Annotated in this window: 25 protein-coding genes and 1 tRNA gene; 14 read left to right on the forward strand and 12 right to left on the reverse strand. The window is 45.0% G+C overall.

The annotated features are described in order from the left end of the window. The first annotated feature begins 155 nt into the window (after positions 1–155). From F551_RS0105585 to dxs, 4 genes are all read left to right on the forward strand, one after another. On the forward strand, positions 156–806 hold the full coding sequence (locus F551_RS0105585; RefSeq protein ID WP_018996509.1) for a histidine phosphatase family protein: 651 nt from the start codon (positions 156–158) through the stop codon (positions 804–806). 75 nt (positions 807–881) lie between these two features. Beyond that, on the forward strand, positions 882–1139 hold the full coding sequence (locus F551_RS0105590) for an exodeoxyribonuclease VII small subunit (protein WP_018996510.1): 258 nt from the start codon (positions 882–884) through the stop codon (positions 1137–1139). Beyond that, entirely contained in the window at positions 1136–2047 is a 912-nt protein-coding gene (locus tag F551_RS0105595; RefSeq protein ID WP_018996511.1) for a polyprenyl synthetase family protein, read from the forward strand. Before F551_RS0105590 ends, F551_RS0105595 begins: the two co-directional genes overlap by 4 nt. 32 nt (positions 2048–2079) lie before the next feature. After that, positions 2080–4008, forward strand: a complete 1929-nt coding sequence (dxs, locus tag F551_RS0105600; protein WP_018996512.1) for a 1-deoxy-D-xylulose-5-phosphate synthase — start codon at positions 2080–2082, stop codon at positions 4006–4008. On the opposite strand, the gene F551_RS0105605 is transcribed toward dxs, so the two are convergent. Continuing rightward, positions 4005–4526, reverse strand: coding sequence for a GNAT family N-acetyltransferase (locus F551_RS0105605; protein ID WP_018996513.1), 522 nt, complete (start codon positions 4524–4526; stop codon positions 4005–4007). The two genes, dxs and F551_RS0105605, sit on opposite strands and share 4 nt — an antisense overlap. Positions 4527–4562: 36 nt before the next feature. Here F551_RS0105605 and F551_RS0105610 point away from each other — a divergent pair, with 36 nt between their 5' ends. Together F551_RS0105610 and F551_RS0105615 are read left to right on the forward strand one after the other, a co-directional pair. Further along, entirely contained in the window at positions 4563–5216 is a 654-nt protein-coding gene (locus tag F551_RS0105610) for a DUF938 domain-containing protein (RefSeq protein ID WP_018996514.1), read from the forward strand. Positions 5217–5223: 7 nt separating this feature from the next. Then, the gene (locus F551_RS0105615; RefSeq protein WP_018996515.1) at positions 5224–6006 is read left to right on the forward strand and encodes a TlyA family RNA methyltransferase; all 783 of its coding nucleotides are present in this window, start codon (positions 5224–5226) and stop codon (positions 6004–6006) included. 530 nt (positions 6007–6536) lie between these two features. Here the strand turns inward: F551_RS0105615 and F551_RS0105620 are convergent. From F551_RS0105620 to F551_RS0105635, 4 genes are all read right to left on the reverse strand, one after another. Continuing rightward, on the reverse strand, positions 6537–7040 hold the full coding sequence (locus F551_RS0105620; protein WP_233355216.1) for a hypothetical protein: 504 nt from the start codon (positions 7038–7040) through the stop codon (positions 6537–6539). A gap of 7 nt (positions 7041–7047) precedes the next feature. Further along, a complete protein-coding gene (aroC, locus tag F551_RS0105625) occupies positions 7048–8142 on the reverse strand; it encodes a chorismate synthase (protein ID WP_018996517.1) in 1095 nt (364 codons plus the stop codon). 91 nt (positions 8143–8233) lie between these two features. Then, complete coding sequence (locus F551_RS0105630; protein ID WP_018996518.1) at positions 8234–9625, reverse strand: toll/interleukin-1 receptor domain-containing protein; 1392 nt, start codon at positions 9623–9625, stop codon at positions 8234–8236. 170 nt (positions 9626–9795) lie between these two features. Then, positions 9796–11277, reverse strand: coding sequence for an amidohydrolase family protein (locus F551_RS0105635; RefSeq protein WP_018996519.1), 1482 nt, complete (start codon positions 11275–11277; stop codon positions 9796–9798). Between the two features lie 159 nt (positions 11278–11436). Here F551_RS0105635 and pdxH point away from each other — a divergent pair, with 159 nt between their 5' ends. Continuing rightward, on the forward strand, positions 11437–12138 hold the full coding sequence (pdxH, locus tag F551_RS0105640) for a pyridoxamine 5'-phosphate oxidase (RefSeq protein ID WP_018996520.1): 702 nt from the start codon (positions 11437–11439) through the stop codon (positions 12136–12138). 5 nt (positions 12139–12143) lie between these two features. On the opposite strand, the gene F551_RS0105645 is transcribed toward pdxH, so the two are convergent. Genes F551_RS0105645 through F551_RS0105655 form a run of 3 tightly spaced genes read right to left on the reverse strand, consistent with a single transcriptional unit; the run spans position 12144 to position 14889 of the window. Then, positions 12144–13130, reverse strand: coding sequence for a carbon-nitrogen hydrolase family protein (locus F551_RS0105645; protein ID WP_018996521.1), 987 nt, complete (start codon positions 13128–13130; stop codon positions 12144–12146). Positions 13131–13157: 27 nt separating this feature from the next. Further along, the gene (locus F551_RS0105650; protein WP_018996522.1) at positions 13158–13934 is read right to left on the reverse strand and encodes an alpha/beta fold hydrolase; all 777 of its coding nucleotides are present in this window, start codon (positions 13932–13934) and stop codon (positions 13158–13160) included. Positions 13935–13938: 4 nt separating this feature from the next. Continuing rightward, on the reverse strand, positions 13939–14889 hold the full coding sequence (locus tag F551_RS0105655) for a glycerophosphodiester phosphodiesterase family protein (protein ID WP_018996523.1): 951 nt from the start codon (positions 14887–14889) through the stop codon (positions 13939–13941). Between the two features lie 117 nt (positions 14890–15006). Between F551_RS0105655 and F551_RS0105660 the strand changes: the two genes are divergently transcribed. After that, on the forward strand, positions 15007–16647 hold the full coding sequence (locus F551_RS0105660) for a long-chain-fatty-acid--CoA ligase (protein ID WP_018996524.1): 1641 nt from the start codon (positions 15007–15009) through the stop codon (positions 16645–16647). 58 nt (positions 16648–16705) lie between these two features. Beyond that, positions 16706–17617, forward strand: coding sequence for a DUF1499 domain-containing protein (locus F551_RS0105665; RefSeq protein WP_018996525.1), 912 nt, complete (start codon positions 16706–16708; stop codon positions 17615–17617). Between the two features lie 76 nt (positions 17618–17693). Here the strand turns inward: F551_RS0105665 and F551_RS0105670 are convergent, their stop codons facing one another. From F551_RS0105670 to sppA, 4 genes are all read right to left on the reverse strand, one after another. Then, positions 17694–18602, reverse strand: coding sequence for an MBL fold metallo-hydrolase (locus F551_RS0105670; protein WP_018996526.1), 909 nt, complete (start codon positions 18600–18602; stop codon positions 17694–17696). 60 nt (positions 18603–18662) lie between these two features. Beyond that, positions 18663–19595: a hypothetical protein gene (locus tag F551_RS0105675; RefSeq protein WP_018996527.1), complete on the reverse strand. Its 933-nt coding sequence runs from the start codon at positions 19593–19595 to the stop codon at positions 18663–18665. A 160-nt stretch (positions 19596–19755) separates the two neighbouring features. Next, the gene (locus F551_RS0105680) at positions 19756–20193 is read right to left on the reverse strand and encodes a TIGR01244 family sulfur transferase (protein WP_018996528.1); all 438 of its coding nucleotides are present in this window, start codon (positions 20191–20193) and stop codon (positions 19756–19758) included. Between the two features lie 211 nt (positions 20194–20404). Further along, positions 20405–22177, reverse strand: coding sequence for a signal peptide peptidase SppA (sppA, locus tag F551_RS0105685; protein WP_018996529.1), 1773 nt, complete (start codon positions 22175–22177; stop codon positions 20405–20407). Positions 22178–22505: 328 nt separating this feature from the next. Here sppA and F551_RS0105690 point away from each other — a divergent pair. The 5 genes from F551_RS0105690 (at position 22506) to F551_RS0105715 (ending at position 26820) form a co-directional block, all read left to right on the forward strand. Continuing rightward, positions 22506–22580 (forward strand) — tRNA-Gln (locus F551_RS0105690). 1072 nt (positions 22581–23652) lie between these two features. Then, positions 23653–24453, forward strand: coding sequence for a DUF3450 domain-containing protein (locus tag F551_RS0105700; protein WP_018996530.1), 801 nt, complete (start codon positions 23653–23655; stop codon positions 24451–24453). A 23-nt stretch (positions 24454–24476) separates the two neighbouring features. Continuing rightward, on the forward strand, positions 24477–25835 hold the full coding sequence (locus F551_RS0105705) for a MotA/TolQ/ExbB proton channel family protein (RefSeq protein WP_018996531.1): 1359 nt from the start codon (positions 24477–24479) through the stop codon (positions 25833–25835). Between the two features lie 63 nt (positions 25836–25898). Next, complete coding sequence (locus F551_RS0105710) at positions 25899–26423, forward strand: MotA/TolQ/ExbB proton channel family protein (protein ID WP_018996532.1); 525 nt, start codon at positions 25899–25901, stop codon at positions 26421–26423. Beyond that, positions 26416–26820, forward strand: coding sequence for an ExbD/TolR family protein (locus F551_RS0105715; RefSeq protein WP_018996533.1), 405 nt, complete (start codon positions 26416–26418; stop codon positions 26818–26820). Before F551_RS0105710 ends, F551_RS0105715 begins: the two co-directional genes overlap by 8 nt. Position 26821 lies beyond the last annotated feature (1 nt).

Genomic DNA, 26821 nt, shown 5'->3' on the forward strand with positions numbered 1-26821 from the left:
TTTTAAATGTGCGAATTTTTGTGTTTTAACATGAATATTATCGGTCTCATTTGAAAGACGGACTTGCTCACTTCAGAAGAGATGAGTAAACCCTCAAGGTATTGTGGTAATTCAGAGTTGTCGCAACCAGCTTTTTTTGAGGGATTGTATTTTTCGTGTCGCAAAAAACTGATCATAGCGAAACAACAATTCCGCCAGTTTCTCGCGCTAATACACAAGTGTCCAAGGTAGGCAGAATCATTATTGGTCGTCATGGGCGTCCTGATAAAGATCGAGAACTAGGGCCACGCCTTACGGCGACTCAATACCTTGCATGGTGGGCTTCCTATGAGGAGGCATCTTTGAAAGACAATGGCCAAGGGCCATCAAAACGATTGTTGGAAGAGACGGGTTCAGCACCATTCATCAATACAAGCATTCGCCCAAGAGCCATACAAACTGCTCAAGCGATTTCGCAGGGGCGTGAAGTACGGCAAAATGCAATTTTCATTGAGGCACCACTTCCACCACCAAATTGGCCAGATTTTTGGCGGTTTTTACCTAAACGCTGGAATGTAATTTCTAGAGTTTCATGGTGTTTTGGTTTTTCCGGAGGTCAGGAAAGTCAAAAAGAAGCGCGTATTCGCGCCGATGAGGCCTCGGATGTGTTGATCGCTCAGGCCGAAAGTGGACATGATTCTGTGTTGGCTGCCCATGGTTGGTTTAATCGGATGATGCGCCCTGAATTAAAACGTAAAGGCTGGAAATGCACCTATGATGGTGGTGATAGCTACTGGTCTTTCCGAATTTATGAAAAACATAGTTAAATAAACAGATTCAACGCTTGTTTGATAACGAGCTGAATCGTATGTTCAAAACAGTATTGTTTCTGGAGGACCATAATGGCAGCGGCTTCATCGAATAAAGATATTCCAAAAATGAACTTTGAAGATGCACTAGCTGAGCTAGAGCGTATTGTTCAAAAACTGGAAAGTGGTGATGTTGCACTGGAAGACTCCATATTGATCTATGAGCGTGGTGAAGCATTGAAAGCGCACTGCGAGAAAAAGCTAAAAGCAGCGGAAACAAAGGTAGAGAAAATCGTTGTTGGTTCAGATGGCGCATCTGCGGCAGGAATTGAGCCAAGCGAAGTTTCATGAGCGAAAATTCCGAATCAGACATTAGCTTTGAGCTAAAACTTGCTGAATGTGCAGACAAGGTCACTGTCGCCTTGGATAAAATGATCGCGCCAGCTGTGGGGCCTGAGGCCCAATTGATGCGAGCAATGCGACATGGTGCATTGGCAGGCGGAAAACGTTTGCGTCCATTTATTGTGATTGAAGTTGGTCGGATGTTTGATGCACCCGAAAAATCGCTTTTGCGTGCAGCGAGTGCGCTAGAAGCAGTGCATGCTTATTCTCTCGTGCATGATGATTTACCGAGCATGGATGATGATGATTTGCGCCGTGGTCAGCCGACAGTTCACAAAGCTTTTGATGAAGCAACTGCGGTGTTAGCAGGGGATGCGCTACAAACGCTCGCATTTGAAATTCTTGCCAATACTGAAACACATGGCGATGCAAATGTGCGTTGTAAATTGATAGAGATATTAGCTTTATCGTCTGGTGCTCGCGGAATGGTGGGCGGACAAATGATAGATATGGCTCCATCCTTCGACGAAGATGACGCATTGAATATTTTAGCACGTATGCAACGAATGAAGACAGGTGCTTTGATTTCGTGTGCCGCAGAATTTGGCGCTATTATTGGTGGAGCAAGTGAAAATGAGCATCAGGCTCTTGCTGGCTTTACGACTGATTTGGGACTGGCATACCAGATCAAAGATGATTTATTGGATGTGCAGGGAGAAGAGGCTGTCGTAGGTAAGGCTGTTTCTAAAGACAAAGACGCGGGTAAACAAAATTTCGTCTCACTTTTGGGTGAAGAGAGTGCGATTTCGCGTGTAGAAATGCTAGCCGATCAAGCAAAACAACACTTGTCAGTATTTGGAAGTCGGGCCAGTACTTTAATACAAACAGTGGATTTTGTGTTAGATCGTCGTCATTAAGACGACAACTTTGTATAGTCTGTAATTAAATAATGAATAAGAAAACAACACATCTGGATGCGATTACGTCACCAGCAGACCTTAAAGATAAGTCCATTGAAGACTTACAAAAAATTGCGGGTGATCTCCGTACAGAAACTATTGATGTCGTTTCAAAAACGGGTGGGCATTTAGGCTCAGCGCTCGGTGTTGTTGAATTAACAGTCGCAATTCATAATGTGTTTGATACGCCCAATGACAAGCTCGTTTGGGATGTCGGGCATCAATGCTATCCGCACAAAATATTGACAGGCCGCCGCGATGAAATGCCTACATTGCGTCAAGGTGGAGGTTTATCCGGGTTTACGAAGCGATCTGAGAGTGAGTACGACCCGTTCGGTGCAGCCCATGCAGGGACTTCTATTTCAGCAGGTGCTGGATTTGCCACTGCGCGCGACCTGAAAGATGAAGACCGTAATGTTGTCTGTGTGATCGGTGATGGTTCGATGACGGCGGGCATGGCGTATGAGGCCATGAACCATATGGGGGGGCTTCACAAGCGCATGATTGTTATTTTGAATGATAACGACATGTCGATTGCGCCACCTGTAGGGGCATTGAGCCATTATTTATCCAAGACTGTTTCATCCAAAGGCTATCGCCAGCTTCGTAAAGCTGGGAAGATGGTTGCGAAAACGGTTGGACTAGAAAAACCAGCAAAAAAGGCTGAGCACTATGCGCGTGATTTTGCGCTAGGTGGAGCCATGTTTGATGCGCTTGGTTTTTATTATGTCGGTCCGATTGATGGACATGATTTAGACACACTGATCCCAGTGTTGGAAAATGTACGCGATATGCAGAATGGGCCTGTGTTGGTTCATGTTGTGACCGAAAAAGGCAAAGGGTTTGAACCTGCCGAAAATTCAGCTGACAAATATCACGGTGTGTCGCGTTTCAACGTGATTACAGGTGAGCAAGCTAAGTCAAAACCAAATGCGCCAAGTTATACAAATGTGTTTGCAAATGAGCTTATACGTTTGGCAAAAGACGATGATCGCATTGTAGGAATTACTGCAGCCATGCCATCAGGGACGGGCATGGATAAGTTTGGCGATGCATTTCCAGAGCGAATGTTTGATGTTGGCATCGCGGAACAGCACGGCGTAACATTTGCTGCAGGTATGGCAGCAGATGGTATGAAGCCATTTTGTGCGATTTATTCCACATTCCTACAACGCGCCTATGACAGTGTTGTGCACGATGTAGCCATTCAGAAATTACCAGTGCGATTTGCAATTGACCGAGCAGGATTGGTGGGTGCTGATGGTGCCACGCATGCGGGCTCATTTGATATTGGATACCTCGGTGCATTGCCTGATTTTGTGCTTATGGCAGCCTCTGATGAAGCTGAACTTCAGCGCATGGTGGCTACAGCGCATGTGATTGATGATCGTCCAAGTGCGTTCCGATTCCCACGCGGTGAGGGTGTGGGTATAGATCTATGGGATCGTGCAGAGCCACTGGAAATTGGTAAAGGACGGATCGTCAAAGAAGGTACAACTGTAGCTATTTTATGTCTTGGTGCACGTTTACCGGAGTGTATGCAAGCAGCTGACATGTTGGGTGCTCAAGGCTTGTCTACAACGGTTGCTGACGCTCGGTTTGCAAAACCATTGGATGCGGATTTGATTGAGCGCTTGGCCAAAGAGCATGAAGTGCTGATTACCGTGGAAGAGGGCGCACGCGGTGGGTTTGGTTCTTTTGTGTTAGAGCATCTTGCTAAATGCGGTGCTTTGGACAGTGGACTGCGAATTCGTCCAATGACATTGCCAGATGTTTTTCAAGACCAAGGAAAACCAGAGGCTATGTATGAGGAAGCTAATCTATCGGCTAATGCAATAGCAACGCAAGCAATCTCAGCGCTAGGGCGTGGTGATACTGCAAAACTGAAATTGGTTATGGGCGGTGCTTCTAAAGCCTAGTTTGATCGACTTTTGATATCCTTGATCATGAGCTGTAGGTCTCGATCTTCATTCCATTTTTTTGCGACTCCCTTCAGCAGACCTTGAGTTTCAAAACCAAATTTTTCATGGAGTTTTATAGATGCTGGATTACCTGCATCTATGGCGGCAATCATACGTTCTAATCTAGAATCATTTATGGCTCGCTGGATGAGTTCTTTCATAATCACATTGCCGATACCTTGGCCCTGTGCAGTTGGCGACACATAAACTGAGTGTTCAACGCTAATATCGTAACCTGATTTATTGCGAAAAGGACCGTACGCTCCATACCCCAGCACTTTATTTTGTATATCTAATGCAACTATGCATGCATAATTATTGGCGTGGAGATTGTGCATCCATGCGCGTCTATCATTCATGGTGTCTTCTCGTTCGGTCCACACGGCGAATGTTTCTTTGACGGCGTAATTGAATATATCAAGAATGCCCTGCAAGTGTGCTTCTGTTGCATTTACAATTTGGATCTTGGAAGTCATACCAGAATTTCACCTGCATCGTTGGGAAGGATAAGAATGATCAAAAACGAAAAAGATTCCAGTCCCTTCATACGCGACGTTGGTTCAGATGGTAGGTTGTACTCGCCTTCAACTGAGCGCAATCGGGACATTGTTCGAGACGTGTTTTCTAGCGAAATGTCCGCAAATGCAAGAGTGCTCGAAATCGGTTCCGGTTCAGGTCAGCATTGCGTCCATATTCTAGGCAATTTCCCTAATATGAGGTGGATTGGCAGCGATGTATCCGAAGATGCTAAAGTCAGCACACTCGCTTGGATAAAGCATGAAAAGCTAGAAGATCAATTTGAAGGTTTTCATTCTATTGACGCATCGAAAACTGACTGGGGAGTCAATGGGCAAGTCGATGGAATATTATGCTGTAACGTCATTCACATATCGCCTTGGAAGGTTGCACAAGGGCTAATGGCGGGAGCTAGTCGGTATTTGACTGAGGGGGGGAAGTTGTTTTTATACGGACCATTCAGACGAGATGGGGCGCACGTTTCAGAATCCAATATAGCGTTTGATGAAAGCCTTAAAAGTCGAAACGAAAGCTGGGGTGTAAGGGACCTGGAACAGGATGTTGTTCCAGTTGCTGAAGAAAACGGCCTGAGACTCCTTAGAGTTCATGACATGCCTGCAAACAATTTTGCTGTGATTTTTGAAAAGTAGAAAAACAATGACAAAAAAGAACGCTGCTGATCAAGTTGAGGTGGAATTGCAAAGGCTGGATTTAGCCTTAGTCGCGCGTGGGTTGATGGATACGCGCGCGCAGGGGCAGGCAGCAATTAAAGCGGGTAAAGTGACTGTTGATGGAGAGGTCTGCAAAAAGGCCTCAACAAAAGTATCTTCAGCTCAAGATATTCTTGCCGAAAAAGAGCACCCATATGTGTCGCGCGGCGGCATGAAGTTAGCGCATGCTATAAAGGTGTTTAACGTCGCATTTGAAGGTAAAACAGTGTTGGATGTCGGGGCGTCTACTGGTGGTTTTACAGATGTTGCGTTGCGCGCGGGGGCAAATAAGATTTTTGCTGTTGATGTAGGACGAGATCAATTGCACCAGAGCCTGCACAAAGAAGACCGCATCGTGTCTTATGAAGGCGTAGATGCGCGCAAGCTTGATGCCCGTCTAATTCATACGTCTCCGGATGTTATCGTTTGCGATGTCAGCTTTATTAGCTTGAGTAAGCTGCTTAAACCTGCTCTGAAACTTGCAGCAGATCGAGCGGATCTGATTGTGCTTTTTAAGCCCCAGTTTGAGGTCGGAAAAGACAATATTGGCAAAGGCGGAATCGTATCCAATCAAGGAGCCATTGCTAAGGCCCGAGACAAATTTGATGAATGGTTGGAAGGTGCTGGATGGCGAGTGGAGAAGTCTTGCCCTAGTCCGATAAAGGGAGGGGATGGCAACCGCGAATATTTAATCCATGCTAAGCCAATTAAGCAGGGATGGACACCTTAAATAGATCTGCAGTTCGTGTTGGTAAAGTGTAGCGGCACCGTAGTGCCACATCAACTTGCGTCAATGTAGCACTCCGGGCCTATAAGCCCTGGGTTGGGGGGACGGGCTTATAGATTGTCAGCCGGTATTTTCCAGCAATAGTTATCGTTGATTGTGACAATATGTGTTTTCATCGCATCAACTTGGTTGATTACTTTAGACACCAAAAACGCAGGCACGTCATCTAATTTATTAAAAACTGTGTTAATCTATAAGCAGTATTCGTTAGCACTTCAATGAAGGGTGGTTTTTTTCTAATGTGCAGCTAAGTAGTTTACTTAGTGCAACTCAAATTACACAGTGCAATAGAGTTGCAAATACATGAAATCTCGCCTTAACGCGGAAAATTTCTCCTTCCTTTACTGCAAACTACTGAAAATGGATTCGGTTATGCAATAAAAGAAGGAAGCCTGCATTGTCCCCATCTTCCAGCAATTTGACTTTCGTTCATGCCAGATGAACGAGAGATGAAACGCGGGTGTTATTGATCGTTATTTCTTGTTTTTGATAAACCAAGCAAAAGCATTCGCTATTTCGATTTGTTCGTCTAATAGCCATCCAGCTTCGATATGGAGCGTATCGGGCTTTACTTGTTTAGCAAGTTTACGTTGCCATTTGGGACGGAACATTGGTGCAAATGGTTTGGCGCATTCAACCAATGGCGAGTTTAGATTGATCCGAAGAGTAGCGCGGGCAGAAGGTGTCTGGTTTTTTCGACGTTTCTCAATCAATTCCACGGTGTTGATCGTGTCCCATGGCAAATGCCCAATACCGTCAATATCAGTGCCTTCATCTGTAAGTCTCAGGACAATACGTCGTGAGTTTAGAAATGGCCAATGCCAAATGGCAAATCCGGTGAATATTGAAGAAGAGAGTGTGAATATCAGTCTATCAAGATAGACACCTGCTAAGCCTAGAATTCCTCCTAAAATAAGAGGAATACCAATATAGGGCCACATCAGGTCAGCTCGATAAGCTGTCGAAAACTCCCGCATCTCCATATTACATACCGCCCATCTGCCCCCGGTGCCGTAATTTGTGATCAGCCAAAACGCATGCCATCATAGCTTCAGCAACAGGCACACCTCGAATGGCGACACATGGGTCGTGGCGTCCCTTGGTGCGGATATCCACTTCATTTCCGTTCTTATCGATTGATTTGCGTTCAGTCAGAATTGAAGATGTGGGTTTTAGTGCCATTCGCACAACAACATCTTGGCCAGTAGAAATGCCGCCCAGAACACCACCATTATTGTTGGTTAGAAATTCAGGACCATCTTCACCCATACGCATTTGGTCTGCATTGGTTTCGCCGGTGAGGGCAGCAGAATCAAATCCTGCTCCAATTTCCACACCTTTGACGGCGTTGATTGTTCCCATTGCCATGAGTAGATCTGAATCGAGTTTTGAATAAATAGGGGCTCCCCAACCAGCTGGAACACCAGAGGCCACGACCTCAATAACTGCACCGACGGAAGAGCCGGCTTTTCTTATTCCATCAAGGTATTCAGACCACTCTGCTGCAGTGTCTGCATTCGGACACCATAGTGGATTTTTAGATGTTTCGTTCCAATCCCAATTGGAGCGATCGATTTTCTTGTCACCGATCTGCACTAGAGCACCTCGGATTTGGACGCTATCTCCCAACACTTTGCGTGCGATAGCACCAGCAGCTACACGTGCTGCTGTCTCGCGAGCAGAAGATCTTCCACCACCGCGATAATCTCGAATTCCATATTTGGCATCATATGCATAATCAGCATGCCCAGGACGATATTTATCTCTAATATCGCCATAATCTTTTGAGCGTTGATCGGTGTTTTCGATCATCAATGAAATAGGGGTACCTGTCGTGATTGGACCATTAGTTCTATCATCTTCAAACACGCCGGACAAAATTTTGACAGCATCAGGCTCTTTGCGCTGCGTTACTAATTTACTCGTGCCAGGCTTACGTAAGTCGAGCCAATGTTGGATCTCATCGGCTGTGATAGGAATGCCCGCAGGGCAACCATCAACAACACATCCAAGAGCAGGACCGTGACTTTCACCCCAAGTGGTGACGCGAAAAAGATGACCGAATGAATTATGTGACATAGAACAAGTTCAAAGCGCATTTTGAAGGAAATTGGAAGCTTTTCTTGCTGTTGTGATGCGAATTCTCACAGCTTTTGCAATCTTCTTGCGGTTATTGAATGTTGGGAGCTTCTATTTTTGAATTGCGCCTAACACCATATGTTCCTTTCCAAATATGTACGAGGCTGAACTGTCCAGTTGCATCTGTTCCAATGACAGAATCATACGTGTCCGTAGTGATGTCACTGTCTGAAGAGTTTTTGGCCCCGTCGATGCTTGTGTACACTTGTCCGCCAGAATCTATTTCTTCGCGTCCAACAAAGACATTGAAGTGCGGACTATCCGTATAGAAAACCATATCTAAGACCTCCCCCTCTGGTTCTTTGGTGAATATGGAGTTTAGACCGCAATAGGTTATTGCACCCGAGCAGACAGCAGTTGCTTTGTGGCGATATCCATCATCTCTAAATCGAAACATGTCGTAGACAGATGTGCCATCGTGCAAGCTTCCAAACCCTACCGCGAAATCACGCATTTTGTTTTGCCGAGTGTTTAGGATTTGCAAGTCACCGCCGACCGAGCTGTAGATTTTTTCGTACCCATCAGGCTTTGCAAGAACAAGGTCATGGCGGCATCCCGCTGAACCACAATATTCTATGTGTTCTAGCTTGATGAAGAAATCTAAAAAGCCATCATCATTGAGATCGGGGGAAGCCAAAATACTAATAGCATTGTCATAGTCTTCGCGTTTCAACAAAAATTCATCTGGTGTATTGTATTCCTTCTGGTCCGCTAGCAGTTTGGCATAATAACCGTCTAAAAAGTTTGATTGTTGAGTTTCAGGATCAAGTCTTGCCAATTGCGAGTTCGTTTTTCCTAATTCCATATTTGTAAAAATTCCCCACCCAAGAATTGGAAGAGAAATAGCGGCAATGACAGCACATGAAGCAAGAATACGGTTTCGTCTTTGGCGCTTTTGACGCTGCCAAAGTGTATCAAAAGGAACATTTTCAATACCTGCAACGATACGCGTGACTAGCTTGGGAAATGAATCCTTTCTTGCATCTGGTGCCAGTGGTTCATCTGGTATTTGGGTGACTTCTCCCTCAGGGGTAACGGAATACTTCAATGCTGGAACCAAGCATTCCTCTTCGGGCACAGCTGCGTGCGGGGTGCCATCGATGATAACGGCAAAAACTTGTTTCTTGGGATCTGCCAGTTTCTTATACTGAATGACTTCCTGATTTACCCATTTGGATTGAACAGCATTGGGGCTGGCAATAACTATAAGGTCCTCACTCGAGTTGATAGCTCCTTCGAGTGCATCACTCAGGCTAGCGGCACCACCAAGCTCATCGTCATCACGAAACACTCGTCCAAACTTATTGCCATTGGGAAGTTTGAAGTTTTCCAATGCCTTATGCAGGCGTTTTGCAAACGTTTTATCTTTTTGAGAATAAGAAATGAAAGCTCGATATGCAGATGGCTTCTTAGCGTCAGACATTTTTCTCTCCTCGAAAGAACAAAGCTTCTACAAACGCTATGATAGAAATTCATGTGTTTCTAGTGCTGGGTGGAATATCTATAGAATAGTTGATCTGTCTGTAGCAGCTTTTATCTTAGGTCGCATAAGCCAGTCGGCAATCCTGTGGTCCACGCCAAATTAAGTTTGCTTTACTCAAATTGAGAAGGGGCGTTTAGCTTTTCATCCAACACCGCCCGATCTAACAAATTACCTTTTATGATAACAGCATCTATGGACGCGATATTGTCTATGTTTTCCAATGGGTTTTGAGAAAGCAAAACGAGATCAGCCCGCATGCCTTCTTCAATTAGGCCGACTTCTTTTTCTAACTTCATGAATTTTGCTGGCGTATAGGTCGCTGTGCCAATCGCTTCGAGAGGTGAAAGGCCTGCTGCCACAAATTCTTTAAGTTCCTCATGCAAACTTGCTCCCGGCGTTAGGAAACCAATTGGGGCATCAGTGCCGGCCATTAGGGGGACGCCTGCTTTGTGCATCTTCGGGATAGTCTCCATAATCCATTGGTCAAACTTCTGTGCCGTTGGAGATGCTCTGACATTTACATATTGGGCTGAGCGTTGTTTCCATGCTTCTCCAATTGAAAGTGGAAGTAGAGAAAATGATGCTCTATATTCTGGATCAGCAAAAAGTTTGCGGGTGAGAAATCGACTAATGCCCAGTGTTGGAGTTTGAAAAACTTCAGCATCTGCCAAAGCGCTTATAACGTTTGCACACGCGCTTTCATCTTGATGAGCTAGTGCTTCCGATCTCATCTTGTTGTGGATTAAGGTTCTCAAATGTCCAGGAGTGGGGGCATCATTATCGTCCAGAAGGTTCAATTTGGTTTTATGAATTTGAGCTGCGTTGCTTGCGCAGTCGAATTCAATATTTCGAAAATGCTGCATGTCGTTTGCACCAGCAGTGATCGCTTCATAAGTGGTCATGCTTAGCGGAGTGTGCGCTGCTACCTTTAACCCGTGCTTTTCAGCACGAGTTGTTACTGCTTTAAAAACTTCAGGCTTGAGCATCTCATATGCTTTTAGAAAGTCCACATTTTGTGAGGCTAGCTCGTCTACTATGCGTTCTGCTTCTTCAATGCTTCCTGCGCCAACAGATAAATCTGGCCTTTGAGGGGTGCTGCCATCGTAAATTCTATTTGCGCCATCAATCAGCGGGCCTGATATATAGAGACTAGGAGCTGTTGCAGATTGAGCTGCCTTGCGCGCCTCAGTTAGTTTATCAATGTGCCCGCCTGTATCTCTTAGAGATGTTACACCATAGGCTAATGATAGTGGGTAAAAGGTGTTGTGATCCAGCTCAGGAATGTAGGTGAGGTGCACATGTGCGTCCCACAGACCGGGGATCATGAATTTTCCCGATCCATCAATTGTCTGGCTGTATGTGGTGGGCGTTTTGTTTGCTTCGTTTACAAGCGTTATCTTGCCGTCGTTTATCGCAATGTCGACATTGGGACGTGAACCATTTTTGACATCAATAGCCGTTACATTTTTGACTAGGATTCCATCGATTATTTGCGGATCGGTTTTCGAATTTGTGCAAGCAACCAGTCCAGTTATAGCCATAAATGGAAGCAAAGCTAAAAACGCTTTCCGGGATGTATTGATTTTTTGCATGCTATCACTCGAAGTTTAAAAGATATATCATTTAATCATTGGCCGTAGAAAACCGCAATGCCCGCAGAGGAAATTCTATATAAAGAACGGGAATGCGTCGTTACGATAACTTGCCATCTGTTCAAAATCACACCAAATGAACATTGATGGAGAATGCATATGTCAGATAAATCTAAGCTCATCCCACCAAGTCCAGATTATCAGGACGAGGAGTACGCAGAAGTCTATGCAAAGGCGAAAGCCGCTGGAAAGCCGCTTGAGGACGATGCGCATTGGTTTGCGACCGAAGAGCCATTCGAGATGTTTGCTAAGTGGCTAGCTGACGCCAAAGAAAAAGAAATCAACGATCCTAATGCTATGTCATTAGCGACAGTTGACGAAGACGGATTGCCTGACGTTCGGATGGTATTGCTTAAAGACTTTGATGAAGAGGGCTTTGTTTTCTACACGAATGCTACCAGCGCAAAAGGAACTCAGGTAGCAAGCAATATGAAAGCTGCAATATGTTTTCACTGGAAGTCACTCCGAAGACAGGTGCGTGTGCGAGGTAGCGTCACGCAAGTGACTGATGCTGAAGCCGACGCATATTTTGCTTCCCGCGCGAAAGACAGTCAGATAGGTGCATGGGCCTCTGATCAATCATCCCGCATGGATGGACGTTTTGAGTTGGAAAAAAATATTGCAAAATATGCAGCCAAGTATGCCATCGGAAAAACACCTAGACCGCCGCACTGGACGGGATACCGAATAGCACCTGAACACATTGAGTTTTGGCGAGACAGGCCATTCCGTCTGCACGATAGATTGGTATTTGAGCGTGCAGACGGAGGTGGTTGGCAAACAGGGCGATTATACCCTTAAAAATCCTATTCTTCTTTGATGTTCACGGTGGAAAGACGCTTACGATTTACATTGAGCTCTAAAACATCTGGTCTGGAGTAATGTCCCGCAACATCGAGTGAGTGTCTGGCTTTTCTAACGTTGGAATGATCAAGGTCAGCAATAATTAGGCACTCTTTATTAGTTATGGGTTCCACGAGCCATTCCCCGTTTGGGGAGGCAATGCACGTGCCTCCATTTGCGAGAAACGGTTTTTCAATAGCATTGAGCTTTTCAACATCTGGCAACTCAACATCGATTTCTTCAGGTTTTATAATTCCGCTGACAGAGAGAACATAAGATCGGCCTTCTAAGGCCAAGACTGGCGTGAGTTTTTCTGTGTTGTGAATTCCGCCGGGCCATATCGCCACGTGTAAGTCTTCTCCTTGGCCATAGAGGGAAGCGCGCGCAAGAGGGAGCCAGTTTTCCCAACAGTTTAGGCCTCCAGCAGTGAACTTTCCTAGCGGATGTGTTCGAAGGCCGTGACCATCTCCCATACCCCATACAAGGCGTTCTTCATATGTCGGTTGGAGTTTGCGGTGCACAGAGCCTATCTGACCGTGTTTGTCGATGTAAACGATGCTGGCATATAATGTGTGACCGCCGCGATCCATTGGACGTTCCATAATGCCGACATATACAGCGATAGAATGCTCCTTGGCGATTTTACAAATTGGATCTAAATCACCACGTTCTATATCTACACCTTGTTCAAGGTATTCTGCATACCATTCTTGTTGAACAGGGCTCTCAAATTTGGCACCTTCGGTGTTTTCCACCCAAAATGGGTAACCGGGTATAAGTGCTTCGCCGAATACACAGAGATCACTTCCCTTATCGGCAGCTGCAGATATTGTTTCAACGACTTTGGCAATTGTCGCTTCTCGATTGAGAAAGACAGGTGAGATTTGAGCTAATGCTACTCTCAATCTTTCATCAGCTGAAACATCTGAATCAAACTTGAGAATTTCCATTGCATTAACTCCAGTGTCGACGGGGGGTTAAACCTGTTCTTTCATTTCTTCGGGAAGAGGTTGGTTGCTGATTTGTGCACGAATTGCTTTAGCGAATAGGCCAGGGCGTTTGCCCGACCAACCATATCCATAGCCCGGAACAAGCGCCGTTCGTGCTTTAGTAAACAGAGATTTGTATTTGGGAAGCGCATCCAGAGTAAATGATCGCTCGGTTTCTCCAGCGATTAAGAGGATCTGGCTAGATACCGAATTCAAGTTGTCCGGCAATTTCAATTCAGCGAGTTCAGCTGTAGATGCTTTGATAGATTCTTTATCAACCTTACGAGCTTCTTGAAGGTATCGGCGGACTTTCTCCCCAACCATCCCAAATTTGTAAGCAATAAATCTCTGGAAAATCGGAAATTTTCTGAATTTCAAAATGAAACGCGTGAGGTATTTATACATGTCAGGATTTGGCAATGGATCATACATCACGCAGCTTAGTGTCGCTGTTTTGGCGAGATCGGGACGGTTGGACAATAAATGAAGCGCAACGTGGCCGCCAAGGGAAAGGCCAACAATGTGTACATCCATTCCCTCTAATTCATTGTCGATGATTTCACATACTTGGGCGGCGGTATCGTCTAACGATACCCACTTTTGATCAGCGCTGAGCCCATGCCCAGGAAGCGTGACAGCCAAACAGTAATAATCGGACAAATGCCCGATAACGTTTTCCCACATCCAGCCACTGAAGCCGCCTCCGTGAAGGAATACTATGCCTGTGTTGGATTTCTTTGTGCCGGTCGTAGAATAGTGTAACATGTTGTTAAAGGTTGCATTTCTCAATTGCGATGTCATCAACTTTTAAGTGCTTACTAACCCGATCTGAATAATCGGTCGCAATTAAAGTCACACCATTTTCTATAAGCTCGTCATATTCCGAACCATCTCTGTCTTCCCAAAAAGTATCGTCGAAACGTTGGCCGCGGCGACCTAAAGTTCCAAATGCAACTTCAATACCTAGCTCATTGAGATCTGACCACAATCCGGGATTTAACGTGTCAGTACCCGTCCACGCGATTAAATTGGCCCGTTTCACACCTTTTCCTTCTAGTGTTTTAACATCAGAAGGGTCGGAGACGGAGGCCGTCATCATCATGTCGGGGGCTAGGCGAGCAACTTCAGCAGCCTGATCATACGTGTAAGTGATCAGTACGACATTGTCTTCGGCATCTGCCTTGCGAATTTCAGATATAATCGCTTCGAACTTGCTGGAACGTTTTTTATCCAATTCGAGAATGGCGTTGTTTGCTTTTGCCCATTTTAGAGTGTCTTTAAGGGAAGGGATGGTGAAGCTGGTGATTTCTCCGTTTGCTTTTAGACGGACCTTCTTCAATTCCTTCCAATCCAATTCGCGCGCGACGCCTTCTGCTTCAGTTGTGCGATCTAAACTCGTGTCGTGCAAAAGAAACAATACACCGTCTTTTGACTCGGCCACGTCGATTTCAAAAACGCGTGCACCATTGTCGTATGAGGCTTGTAGAGTTTCCAATGCGTTTTCTGGATACCCTCGACGAGGGCCTCCTCGGTGCGCAGCAGCTAGCCCACCATTTTCTCGGATACAATTAAATTTGTTTTGTAGCGAGTTTTGCGAAACGGTAGAAGTTTGTGAATTATTATCTTCAGTACTGTTATTGTTGAGGTTTTCGTCAACAGAATTCGAGCAAGAAGCTGCGAATATGGCAGTTGCTCCCAAGAGCAGTGGAAGAAGACGCATATTATTGCCTTTATTTCTTGAAGTTGACGTAACGTACCGACTTTTTTTCCCTGAATTTATGTCGTTTAATACAAAAAATAAAAAAATGTAATACTCTATTGGGAGAGGAAATACACCATGCAGGATTTACCTAAAGGGTTGATGCAGGATTGGTCGATGACAATTGACAAAGTCCTAGATCACGCACTGGCAGTTTACCCTTATCAAGAAATTGTAACGCGCTCAGTTGCTGGACCAATTGTTCGCAAAACCTACGCAGAAGTTCACGCAGATTCGCGTCGCGTATCTGAAGCTTTGTTGGCAAACGGCATTAAACCAGGCGAAGTAGTCGGAACGCTCGCTTGGAACAGCGAGATGCACATCGAAACTTGGTATGGTGCAATGGGATTGGGTATGGTTTTGCATACTTTGAACCCACGTCTTTTCCCTGAGCAGATAGCTTGGATTGCCAATCATGGGGAAGACCGTGCGATCTTCTTCGACACCACCTTTATGCCTATCATTGAAGGCATTGCGCCGCATTTGCCCAATGTGAAACTGTTTGTCGTTTACGGTGATGACAGTGTCATTCCTGCAGACACAAAGATTCCTAACCTCAAATCATACGAAAGCTTCATTTCCGGATGTAGTGGACAGAGCGTAAAATGGGGGGACTTTGAGGAAAACACGGCTTGTGGATTGTGTTACACTTCAGGAACCACTGGAAACCCTAAAGGCGTATTATACTCTCACCGTTCAAACTTCTTGATGACTCTACTTTCAATGCAGTCTGGTGCGCTTGGAATTAGTGATAAAGACGTTGTGCTTCCAGTCGTGCCGATGTTCCACGCCAATGCGTGGGGGCTAGCATTCTCTGGCCCTGCCAGTGGAGCGAAATTAGTGATGCCGGGTGCGCGCATGGATGGGGAAGCCATCTACGAGTTGTTGGATTCAGAAAAAGTGACTGTCTCTGCTGCGGTACCAACTGTGTGGCAGATGTTATTGGAATATCTCCGTAAAGAAGATAAAAAGCTACCACACCTAAATGCAGTAGCTATTGGTGGAGCGGCCACACCTGAAGGGTTACTTCGAGCATTTGAAGAAGATTATGACGTTGAAGTCTTCCCGGCTTGGGGAATGACTGAAACCAGCCCGCTTGGATCTGTTTCGAAACTACCTGTTCCATTGCAAGGGTTACCCGATGAAGAGAAGATGTTCCATAAATTGAAGCAGGGACGTCCTCCTTTTGGAGTTGAATTAGATGTTGTTGGGCCTGATGGAAAAAGCCTTCCTCGCGATGGAAAGTCGACTGGACATCTTATGGTAAGAGGGCCCGCCGTCGCGAAGGCTTATGTCAAAATTGACAAAGATATTCTTGATGACCGTGATTTCTTCGATACTGGTGATGTTGGAAACATTGATGAGTATGGGCAAATGCACATCACTGACCGTTCTAAGGATGTGATCAAATCGGGTGGAGAGTGGATTTCATCAATCGAACTAGAGAATATTGCGGCTTCACACCCGAAAGTGGCTATGGCAGCTGCTATTGGTATTGCCCACCCGAAATGGGATGAACGCCCATTACTCATTGTGAAGAAAGCTGAGGAAGTCTCGAAAGAAGAGATCTATACTTTCTTTGAAGGCAAGATCGCTAAATGGTGGACACCTGATGATATTGCTTTTGTCGATGACATTCCTTTAGGGGCTACAGGCAAAATCAATAAACTTGCTCTACGCGAGACATTTAAAGACTTTGAACTGCCTGACGCGGGATAGTCGCCATTAGGGCTTTCTAGTGATAGAAAGCCCTTAAAATGGAATCTAGGAGGGGTAAATGTCTGAAACACCATCGCAAGCGGATGGGAATGCATCTGCGCAAGAGAAAGTAACGGTGTTGGGTTCAAACCCTCCGCCGCCGCCGCGCGAACCGCTGAGCAAGCTACAATCTCTATCAATGAAAATCGCAATCGGAGCTGCAATTTTCTGTCCGGTTTGGTTTGTCATTGCTGCAATAGGGGTGAAGTATAAGTTCTGGTCTATTGGAACGGGCCTATTGAAGATGTCATTTCAATGGGGACCGGTTCTTTTGTTGATCGGGATTGTAATTGGTGTTGTTGCGCTAATTATTCAGCTTTTAAAAGCGCCGCGACGTGGAGCCATTCTGGTCGTAATCGCTCTACTTGTTCCAGTATTTATGCTGGGGCATCTAAAAGGCATAGGTGAGCAGGTAACAGGCCTTCCACCTATTCATGATGTTCAAACCGATTGGGAAAGACCAATTCAATTTCCTCAAGCTTTGCTTGATGAACGCGCTGAAAATGGTTGGAATCCCGTTGTGGACGAGCCTGTTGTGTCTGAAAGAGCAGCAGGACGCTGGCCAAATTCTGTTGGGAAAAAGGTTAGTGAACTGCAAGCTGAAGCATATGGCGAGTATAATTTAAAACCACAATTATTTGATGTAAGTCCTGAAGTTGCAATTGAAGCTGTCGTTGAGGTTGCCGGTAAAAGCGGATGGGAAGTTCAGTCAATTGATAACGCGACAGGATTGATTCACGCGACTTTCACTTCACCATGGTATGGCTTTGTAGATGACATTGTCATCCGTGTTGAAAAACAAGGTGATGTTGGCTCGCGCATTAATGCAAGGTCTGTTAGCCGCGTTGGGTTATCTGACATGGGAGCAAACGCTAGCCGTCTCAAAAGATTTGTTGATGATCTAAATCTGAAAATGAAATCCGCAGCGTAGCGGAAAATTCATCGAGAAAAGAAAAAGGCTGCTTCCAAAATAACGGAGGCAGCCTTTTTTGTTTTATGAAGAATGCTTAAACTGAAACGCTTGCCGAGCGATACTCTGTTTTAAGATTATGTACTTGCGAAGAAGCAATAGCTCGCTCTGTTTCCACGAGATGGATCATATGTGCTAGAACTGAATGGCAAGCAGCAGGATGAAGGCGTTTGTCTACATCTTTATAGATTGTTTTGACCATTTGAGGGATTGTGGTGTCACCGGCATCAAGGCGCGCTATGATTGCTTCTTCACGTTTGCGGCGGTGTGAAATATAAGCTTCCACAAATGGCTTTGTATCTGTGACAGGGGGGCCATGCGTTGGCCAAATTGTTGAGTAGTCCCGCGCGCGAATTTTTTCGAGACTGTTGAAGTAATCACCCATATTGCCATCTGGCGGGGAAATTACCGTTGTAGACCAGCCCATAATATGGTCGCCAGAAAAGAGGGCATTTTCTTCTTTTAATACAAAACAGAAATGATTGCTTGTGTGTCCAGGAGTTGCCACCGCTTCAATGGTCCAGCCATCACCTGAAAATGTCTGACCATCAACGATTGTGTGATGAGGCTGGAAAGACAAATCATCTCCGGCTTCTAGGCGGACATCTGATTCGGTTGGGATCGCTGGTCCACCTGCATAGACTTCACATCCGGCCCATTCAGCCAAAGGGTGTGCTAAAGGGGAGTGGTCCATGTGAGAGTGAGTGACAAACACATATTTGAGAGTTCGGCCTTCAAGAACTTTTTTAAGTGCATCAAAGTGCGTTTCTGTGAGCGGGCCGGGGTCTAGAATCGCGCATTCTTTATCACCAATAATGTAAACGCCTGTACCTGTGTATGTAAAAGCGCCCGGATTATTGGCTATAACGCGTTGTATTAATGGAGAAACGTGCGCCACTTCCTCATAGTCGAATTCAATTTCGCTTACGAAAGGTATACTGGCCATGTGTCTTATCCACCGTCTAAATCTGTCTCTCTAGATACCCTAAATCGTTAAGGATATCCTTTATGGCGCAAATTGTTCGGCAAATGCACGAGCAAGACGTCGGGTCGCGCGTAGCTTCTGGCCTAATGGCAAAGCAACTGGCGGGCCCATGTCGGTCTTGTTCGCATCAACGATGTAAATGCGACCATCCTTTGCATCACGCAACACATCTACACCGCCCCAGTCAAGATTGATTTCCTTTGTAAATGCCCGGATCACATCAAGTTCATCTGATGAGAACACTTCTTGAGCATTTTTTATGAATACTTCGGTGTTTTCATTGAGAAAACGCTTGGAAATAGGGCGTCGTTTTATGAATACAACCGCCGGTTCACCACCAACTGTGCAAGTTCTTAAGTCCTCGACCAATCCGCCAGGAATTTCATTGTCGACTAGTTTTTGGTAAGCGCGACCTTCTTCTCTAGGGAGTGGTCCAGCAATGATGCGTCCATCATGAGCGGCATTGATTTCGGATTTGTCGACAATCATGCCTGTGTAGGTCTCAGGATCTACACCTAGTCCGTATCCGGCAGCTTTTTCGAAAGCTTCTGCTACTCTTGATTTGGAGATATCTGTGCATTCAAAATTGACAGTCTTTGCATCCTCAGTGTGATTGAGAGCGGTGGGTGTAGAAGATTCAGTAGAATCGTCAAATTGCATGACAATGTCTGCCTCTTCTGTGTTTTTTACGATACGAGCCCCTGCAACATGCAGGACAGGCCATATCAAATACCATGGACGTGGTTGATCAGGTGCGAACGCTATTTTGGGGCGCTTGTGTCCAGAAAGGGCACGTTGAATTCGCCAAGCTTGCGCAAAAAAGAAGAATGTGAACCACGTAAAGATATCATGGAGCAGATGAAGGTCTAGACGGATTCTGTGCCCAGTTTTTTTGACGAGGACTGAATTGGGACCTTCTACGATAAAGTCCGATGTCCAAATAGTTTTCTTCATACGCAACCAACCAATATTATTACCGTATCAAGGCAGTTTGCGTGTTTTCACCCATTTTCTGGCGAATGTCACGCAAGAATGCCGTATACTGTTGAACTTGGGAATGAGGCAGAATTCTGATCAAGCCAAGTGAAACTTATATGTCACCACATTTATCTCGTTATTTTGAGCCCGCTAACTGTCTCATCATTGGTTCCATGTGAGATAAATCATATCCTGCAGCCTGAGCTTTTTCCATTGCAGATTCAGGAGTTTCTGCTCCTGATTTAACTTGTGCCAATGACCATAACGAGATCGAACGAGTTCCTGATCGGCAATATGCAAGGACCGGACCTTCCGCAGAAGCAATTGCGTCGTTCAAGGCTTTCATGGACTTCATGAAATCATTTGGACCTGAAATTGGAATAGCCGTGTACTCCATTCCAAATTCACCAGACTTTACTTTAGCTGTTGCGCTTGGCATTTGACCAAAAGTTTCATCGTCTGGACGATTATTTACAATGTTTGTGAAGCCTTCTTCTTTAATCGAGGCGAAATCATCAACGTCGATTTGTGGAGCTACAGCAAACGAATCTGTCACTTTACGGATATCTGCCATTTTAAGCCTCTTCCATTGATTGTGTTGAACGTAATTATAGTAATTTCATAGGATTCTGCACCCTTTATCTCGCTCACATAAAATAAACTTAGCGATAGTCAAAGTTATATTCTGAGGAAATGAGATGTATTTGCTTTTTCGTGGATACAATGAAGCCGATACGCTAACATCGGTATCGGCTTCAAAGGTGCAAAGTGTTGCAGGGCTTTTATCAGTATTCTTTTATAGGGGGGAGAGCCATTTGGTTTGGACTCGCTTCCATTGCTTGCATTTGAAGAAGCATAGCGTTGACGCGTTCATCTCCAATCACTTTAGAGAATTGATTGATAGTGTGCATGCTCTGAGCGGAGGCACCCAGCATACTTCCAATTGCTTCTGCTGGTGATTGTTGAGGTACCATAGAAACAAGTGAAACTTGTGTGTCTGCATCAATGTCGGCCAAGGCTTTTGCACCTTCTACAGCAGCCATTAACCCGCCAAGTTCATCCACTAGGCCATGTTTCTGCGCATCAACTCCAGTCCAGACACGTCCTTTGGCAACTTCATGTAATTCTGATTGAGTCATACCTCTGTCTTCAGCTGCAAGGTATGTGAAGCGGTCATAAGTACGAGCAAGGCTTTCTCTCATTACAGTTCGTTGTTCGTCTGTCAGTGTTTCTGTTGAGGTGTATACGGAAGCGTGGGGACCACCGACATCAATTCTAGATGGGTTTACGCCGATTTTTCTCATACCATCAGCAACAGCGAACTTTCCTCCAAAGACACCAATAGATCCGGTAATTGTTGCGCGGCTTGCATAAATCTCATCTGCGGCCATTGCGATGTAGTATCCACCGGATGCAGCAACTGACCCCATAGAGACAACGACTGGTTTATCGTACGTTGTTTGCACGTGTTTTATAGCGTTCCATATTTGATCGGAAGCAGAAGGTGAACCTCCTGGGCTGTCTACACGGAATACAATGGCTTCAATGTCATCATTTTCGCCTGCATCGTAAATTTGTGCAGCAACTGTGTCAGAGGCAATTAGAGTTTCAGCGTTTGGATTGAACACATCTCCACCCGATGAGCCTGGCATAATTGGGCCTTCACCACCAATCAGTGCTATTTGTGGAGCGTTGTTTCCAAGAGGCGCTGGAGAATAAGAGGATATGTCTATGAGCTCTGCATCATCACCGAGCGCAGTAGCATGGCGTGCTGCATCTTCTGGCCAGCCTAATTTATCAATTAGACCTAATTCCAAAGCTTTCTCAGCAGAATAGGGGCTGTTTTCCAAAATTTGACGTAAAACAGCGTCGTCGGCCAGTTTGTCTGCTCTGTCAGTGGCTATATCTACTAGACTTATACTCCAAAGCCCTTCGGCAAGTTCGCGCATCGCTTTGGCGTGAGATTCAGTAAAGTCAGTTTCTTTATAGACGTTGGGAGCATTTTTATATTCGTGGAATGCTTCGATTTCTGCGGTTACACCCAATTTATCAAATAGGCCTTTTAGGAAAAGAGTTTCCAGCGAAAAGCCTGGCACCGATAAATCGGATCCTGCTTGCAGCCATATTTCATCACTAGCTGAGATTGCTCGATAAGCTGAAGGTCCGCCAACGAAAAAGCCTTGAGAATGGGCAATGATAAATTTTCCATTGTCTTGTAGCTTCATAATTGCAGAACGAATCTCTTCTGCTCGAGCTGAACCAAATCCCATTTCGCTTGCGCGCAACATCACACCCTTAACATCATCGTCATAAGCAGCACGATCAAGCTTTGTTATAATGTCTGTGAAGCTTGTCTGGTCGAACAGTGATGCCAGACCATCTGTTGGTTTTTGATCTGGGTATTCATATCGCATGTCGATTTGTAAGACGATTGGGCCTGATGGACCTTCATTCGATGAGCCACCACTTATAATACTTAGAAGGGCGATGGGTACGATCACAAAAAACAGGATTAATGCCAGGAGCCCACCTGCGAATGATAAAAGAAGAGTTTTCATAAGTATCCAGTTCTAAACTAAACCAAGCTGACCCATGTTATCTAAGTGCAAAAATGCTCAAAAAGATCAAATATAGCGATAATCGATAAATATAGGCCCGACTCGACAAAATTGAAAGAGGGCAACTTAGTTTTCTTGCAGCGTCACAGGAGTAAACTGCATTTTGACAGAGGTTTTGTATGAATTCAGGTGGTTTTACCGGTTTGTTTCAAAGCGAGGTGTCTTTCTAGAGAAGACTGATAATCTCAAGGAGTAAGATTTTTTTGTTTTTCTGCAAAAAAACTATTGCAATCCATATTAAGGTTCGTTACCTACATCGCTCCCTCGTTGGGGCATCGCCAAGTGGTAAGGCACCGCTTTTTGGTAGCGGCATTCCCAGGTTCGAATCCTGGTGCCCCAGCCAGGGAAATTTCATAAAAATATATTGAAATGATTGAAGCTATCGAGCATCGATTGTTTGCCGAAAAATATTCAACACTCCCATTTTCGGATGTGGAGTTGGAATTGCGAACGTAATTCTATGATTTGCGCAATTTTCCAATGGCATTAAAGTTATAACTCCATCTCATTTGATAACTCATGTATGCCGCAAAATGACGCTAATTCCGGCATATTGTGGAGCGAACGGATGTGTGAGTGAGAAAAGCAGGCATGCCTAAATTTGCATTAGTGTTTATGGTGGTTTAGTGGCACGGTAAGGCAAGATAATGTAATCTTCAGTATGCGGTGTGTAGTTGGAAAAGTATTTCTATAAATGTCCGTATGCGGAGTATAATTAATTAACAATATGTAAGATTGAAGTATATTGTTCTAGTTAGTCTCAACTGAGTTCGTTTTTTAACTTGATGTTCAATGAGGGTAAATAGACATATTGAGTAGATTGAATCTACAATCTAACCATCCAATCAAAAGCCTGTATATCTAATCTCGAGAATCATATTTTTATAAAGTTTACTCGCGCTACTTTTGTCCAGATGAAAAATACTGTAATTTTTTTAACAGGAAAATTTTCATAAAAATGCAAAGACACCTTTCAAATAGATAAGTTTGATAAGCAATATGGTGTCTAAATGTACGCAAAACGACACTACTAATTTCTTTTTGTGGTAAAATAGCAGTTAAGCATGTGAAAGATATGTTGATTGGATTGTTTACTTGTTGTTAGCGTTCAGTTGCCTTGCGGCGAATATTGTCGCATATGGACGAATTCGGTATGCAGTTGTCCTTAGGGATAATTGTAGAGGGAGAACTAGAAGAGCGCACGAAAATTATGATGTGCTCCGGTTGCGATGGTTCAGGTGTCAATTCATTTGATATCATCGGAAACTATTGTTGAAATTCTTTGAGCGGTTTGCACACAGCAGGCATTCGCGTTCAACGATGTTGGGAAGTACTGAGCGACCCAATGAAATAGAGTTAAGTTTTCGAACGGTGAGCATAACGCAGAGCCGGGTCGGGGAGTTGAGAGGCAAGACATGAAACGGTTTATTAAACCGGTGAAAGCAGCATTCCTAGCGTCTGTAATGACGTCTGTTGCCGTACCGGCTTTTGCACAAGCAGATTTGGCTGGCGCTATTCGCGTTGGTGAGCAAGCGACACGTAAAGCAGAGCAAACACAAGAACGCATCAATCAATTGGATGATGAGCGTTCTGACATGGTTCGTGAGTTCCGTACGCTTTTACAACAAAAAGACGCTGCTGCACTTTATACACGTCAGCAAGAGCGCGTTGTTGCGTCTCAAGAAAACGAACTAGCTAGTTTGCAAGAGCAATTGGGCCGTGTTGAAGAGATCAAGGCACAAATGGTGCCGATGATGATGGACATGATCGCAGCGATCAAAACTTTCTATGCTGCTGACCTTCCATTCAAAGACCCTACAGATGACGGTAAAATCGATGTTCGTGCTGACCGTTATGAAAAACTAGACGAAGTTATGAGCCGCGGTGATGTATCACCAGCAGAGCGCTACCGTCTAATTATTCAAGCTTTCCAAAGCGAAATGGAATATGGCCGCACGATCGCGACATATCAGGACGACATCACTCTAGCAGATGGTTCTGTTAAAACTGTGGATGTTTTCCGTTACGGACGTGTTGCACTTGTTTACGTTACTAAAGACCGTAAGCAGTTAGGCCGTTGGGATCGCGATTCAAAGCAGTGGGTAGATCTACCTGCAAGCTATAAGTCTGAAATCCTTAAAGGAATTCGCATCGCTGACAAAGTTGCAACACCGTCAATCATGATGGCTCCGGTCGTCAAATTGTCTGCTCAGTAACGTCGAAAGTGAGAATTACTGATATGAAACCGATTAATTTTTCAATCAAAGCAATGGCCGCTGCGGCTGTTCTTATGACTTCGACTACTGGTGTAGCTGCTGCTCAAACATTGAGCGATGTTGTTGCTGCGATCAGAAAAGACTCAACTGAGTTGAACGCTGAAAACACTCGTCGTCTAAATGAATTCAAGAGTGCGCGTGACCAACAAGCTTCTCAATTGGCTGCGGCTCGCTCTGAAGTTCGTGCTGAAGAAGCTGCTGGACAAGCTTTAGCAAATCAATTTGCTGCTAACGAAGAAGTTCTTGTAGGTCTTCAAGGTGAACTACAAGAAAAAGCAGGGGACTTCTCTGAGCTTCTTGGTCAATTCCGTACAGCTGCTGGTGAAATCGACCCGCTATTGCGTCGTTCAATCATCTCTCAAGAGTACACTGGTCGTGCTGATGCACTATCACAAATCTCTCAGGCTCGTACACTTCCAACTCGTCAACAACTAGATCTTCTATGGCGCGCAATGCTTCAAGAAATCGTTGGTCAAGGGGAAGTAAAGTCTTTCAAAGCAGTAGTTGCTAATGAAAACAACAACGAAGCAATCGATGTTTTCCGTGTTGGTCCTTTCACAGCATTCACTGATGAAGCTTCACCAAAATTCCTAGACCTAGATGGCGGTAAGTTCATTGCTTTCGCTACTCAACCAGCTGGCGCTCTAATGTCAGGTGCTCAAGGTCTTCGTAAAGGTGCTGAAGGTGCAGTTCTTTCTGCTCCAGTTGACCCATCACAAGGTGACTTGCTTGGTCTATTGGCTAACATGCCAAAACTAGGCGACCGTATTAAGCAGGGTGGTCTTCCTGGGTACGTTGTTCTTAGCCTTCTTGCTGTTGGTTTGGTCATTGGTATCTACAAGCTAGTTACACTTACAATGATTGGTGCCGCAGTTAAGAAAACAGCTCAAACAAAACAAGCTGGTTCTTCAAACCCATTGGCTCGTATCTTCCAAGCTTATGAAGATGCTCGCAATGATGATGTTGAAGCTCTTGAGCTACGTCTTGACGAAGCTATCCTTAAAGAAACACCTAAGATCGACAGCTTGGTGAACTTGATTAAAGTTCTTGCTGCTGTGTCTCCGATGATGGGTCTTTTGGGTACAGTTGTTGGTATGATCCGTACATTTACTCAGATTACTCTGGTTGGTACTGGTGACCCGAAAACAATGGCTGACGGTATCTCTCAAGCACTTGTGACGACAGTTGAAGGTCTTGTAGCTGCTATCCCTCTAATTCTGCTTCACGCATTCGTGTCTGCAAAGGCAAGAAGTGTTCAGCAAGTGCTCGAAGAGCAAGCTGCTGGAATGGTTGCAGAGCGTGCCGAGCAAAAAGGCGCATAGTTAAGGGCGGTCCCCGGGGACTAACCCCGGGTTCTACCCCTTTTGTAGAAAAGGGAGGCAAAAATGCCATTTTTTCCGGATAGCCTGAACGGCTTCTTGGACAGAGGTGGACCGGTTCTTTTCATAATCATGGCGGCGGCTTTCGTAATGTGGGCCCTCATCCTTGAACGTTTCTTCTATTTCCGTCTTTCACATAAAGACGTTGTAGCAAGCGCGCTTGATAAATGGGACGACCGTAAGGATCACACTTCTAAATATGCGCACTGGGTAAGAGACAAGATTGTTTCTGAGGTTCGCCAACAAGCACAAGCTAATGTTATTCTGCTTAAAGCAGTCGTGGCACTAGCTCCTATGCTTGGTCTATTGGGAACAGTGACTGGTATGGTCAATGTTTTTGATTTGATGGCGATCACTGGTTCATCTGATGCTCGTGCTATGTCAGCTGGTGTGTCGCGTGCGACAATTCCAACTATGGCTGGTATGGTGATTTCAATCTCCGGCTTGCTCTTCACTATGGGTCTTGACCAAAAGGTCCGCCGTGAAGTTGCTAAGGTCGAGGACCAGATGGAGATTCACAAAGATGCGTAGACGTAAAAAGCCTATTGATGAGGCTGAAGTCGACATGACACCAATGTTGGACGTTGTGTTTATTCTACTCATCTTCTTCATTGTGACGTCGACATTCTTGAACGAAAGAGGGATGGACTTAACCCCACCACCTCCAAGTGATGGACCACCTCCGCCAAAAGCGAAGGCCGTAAGCATCTATGTAGATGAAAGTAATTTCATTCAGGTAGATGGTCGTATTACAGACATCTCCGCCGTACGGGCGAACATTGAACGTAAAAAGGCTGAATTCCCTGATATCAGTGTTGTTGTTCAAGTGCACCCTGAGGCTAAGAACCTATACGCGCTAAAAGTTGTTGATGAAGCGAGACTCGCAAACATCGCCAACGTTGCGTTTGTTGGTTCGGTGCAGGAATAGG

The organism is Hirschia maritima DSM 19733, assembly GCF_000378345.1.
GTDB classification, from domain to species: domain Bacteria; phylum Pseudomonadota; class Alphaproteobacteria; order Caulobacterales; family Hyphomonadaceae; genus Hirschia; species Hirschia maritima.

Coding starts and splice junctions, on each gene's coding strand:
- F551_RS0105590 (WP_018996510.1), top strand. CDS start 882: ATGGCAGCGGCTTCATCGAATAAAGATATTCCAAAAATGAACTTTGAA.
- F551_RS0105680 (WP_018996528.1), bottom strand. CDS start 20,193: ATGGCAGATATCCGTAAAGTGACAGATTCGTTTGCTGTAGCTCCACAA.
- F551_RS0105665 (WP_018996525.1), top strand. CDS start 16,706: ATGTCTGAAACACCATCGCAAGCGGATGGGAATGCATCTGCGCAAGAG.
- F551_RS0105635 (WP_018996519.1), bottom strand. CDS start 11,277: ATGCAAAAAATCAATACATCCCGGAAAGCGTTTTTAGCTTTGCTTCCA.
- F551_RS0105700 (WP_018996530.1), top strand. CDS start 23,653: ATGAAACGGTTTATTAAACCGGTGAAAGCAGCATTCCTAGCGTCTGTA.
- F551_RS0105620 (WP_233355216.1), bottom strand. CDS start 7,040: ATGCGGGAGTTTTCGACAGCTTATCGAGCTGACCTGATGTGGCCCTAT.
- F551_RS0105630 (WP_018996518.1), bottom strand. CDS start 9,625: ATGTCTGACGCTAAGAAGCCATCTGCATATCGAGCTTTCATTTCTTAT.
- F551_RS0105675 (WP_018996527.1), bottom strand. CDS start 19,595: ATGAAGAAAACTATTTGGACATCGGACTTTATCGTAGAAGGTCCCAAT.
- F551_RS0105645 (WP_018996521.1), bottom strand. CDS start 13,130: ATGGAAATTCTCAAGTTTGATTCAGATGTTTCAGCTGATGAAAGATTG.
- F551_RS0105705 (WP_018996531.1), top strand. CDS start 24,477: ATGAAACCGATTAATTTTTCAATCAAAGCAATGGCCGCTGCGGCTGTT.
- aroC (WP_018996517.1), bottom strand. CDS start 8,142: ATGTCACATAATTCATTCGGTCATCTTTTTCGCGTCACCACTTGGGGT.
- F551_RS0105605 (WP_018996513.1), bottom strand. CDS start 4,526: ATGACTTCCAAGATCCAAATTGTAAATGCAACAGAAGCACACTTGCAG.
- F551_RS0105610 (WP_018996514.1), top strand. CDS start 4,563: ATGATCAAAAACGAAAAAGATTCCAGTCCCTTCATACGCGACGTTGGT.
- F551_RS0105655 (WP_018996523.1), bottom strand. CDS start 14,889: ATGCGTCTTCTTCCACTGCTCTTGGGAGCAACTGCCATATTCGCAGCT.
- pdxH (WP_018996520.1), top strand. CDS start 11,437: ATGTCAGATAAATCTAAGCTCATCCCACCAAGTCCAGATTATCAGGAC.
- F551_RS0105710 (WP_018996532.1), top strand. CDS start 25,899: ATGCCATTTTTTCCGGATAGCCTGAACGGCTTCTTGGACAGAGGTGGA.
- F551_RS0105670 (WP_018996526.1), bottom strand. CDS start 18,602: ATGGCCAGTATACCTTTCGTAAGCGAAATTGAATTCGACTATGAGGAA.
- F551_RS0105650 (WP_018996522.1), bottom strand. CDS start 13,934: ATGTTACACTATTCTACGACCGGCACAAAGAAATCCAACACAGGCATA.
- F551_RS0105715 (WP_018996533.1), top strand. CDS start 26,416: ATGCGTAGACGTAAAAAGCCTATTGATGAGGCTGAAGTCGACATGACA.
- F551_RS0105595 (WP_018996511.1), top strand. CDS start 1,136: ATGAGCGAAAATTCCGAATCAGACATTAGCTTTGAGCTAAAACTTGCT.
- dxs (WP_018996512.1), top strand. CDS start 2,080: ATGAATAAGAAAACAACACATCTGGATGCGATTACGTCACCAGCAGAC.
- sppA (WP_018996529.1), bottom strand. CDS start 22,177: ATGAAAACTCTTCTTTTATCATTCGCAGGTGGGCTCCTGGCATTAATC.
- F551_RS0105615 (WP_018996515.1), top strand. CDS start 5,224: ATGACAAAAAAGAACGCTGCTGATCAAGTTGAGGTGGAATTGCAAAGG.
- F551_RS0105660 (WP_018996524.1), top strand. CDS start 15,007: ATGCAGGATTTACCTAAAGGGTTGATGCAGGATTGGTCGATGACAATT.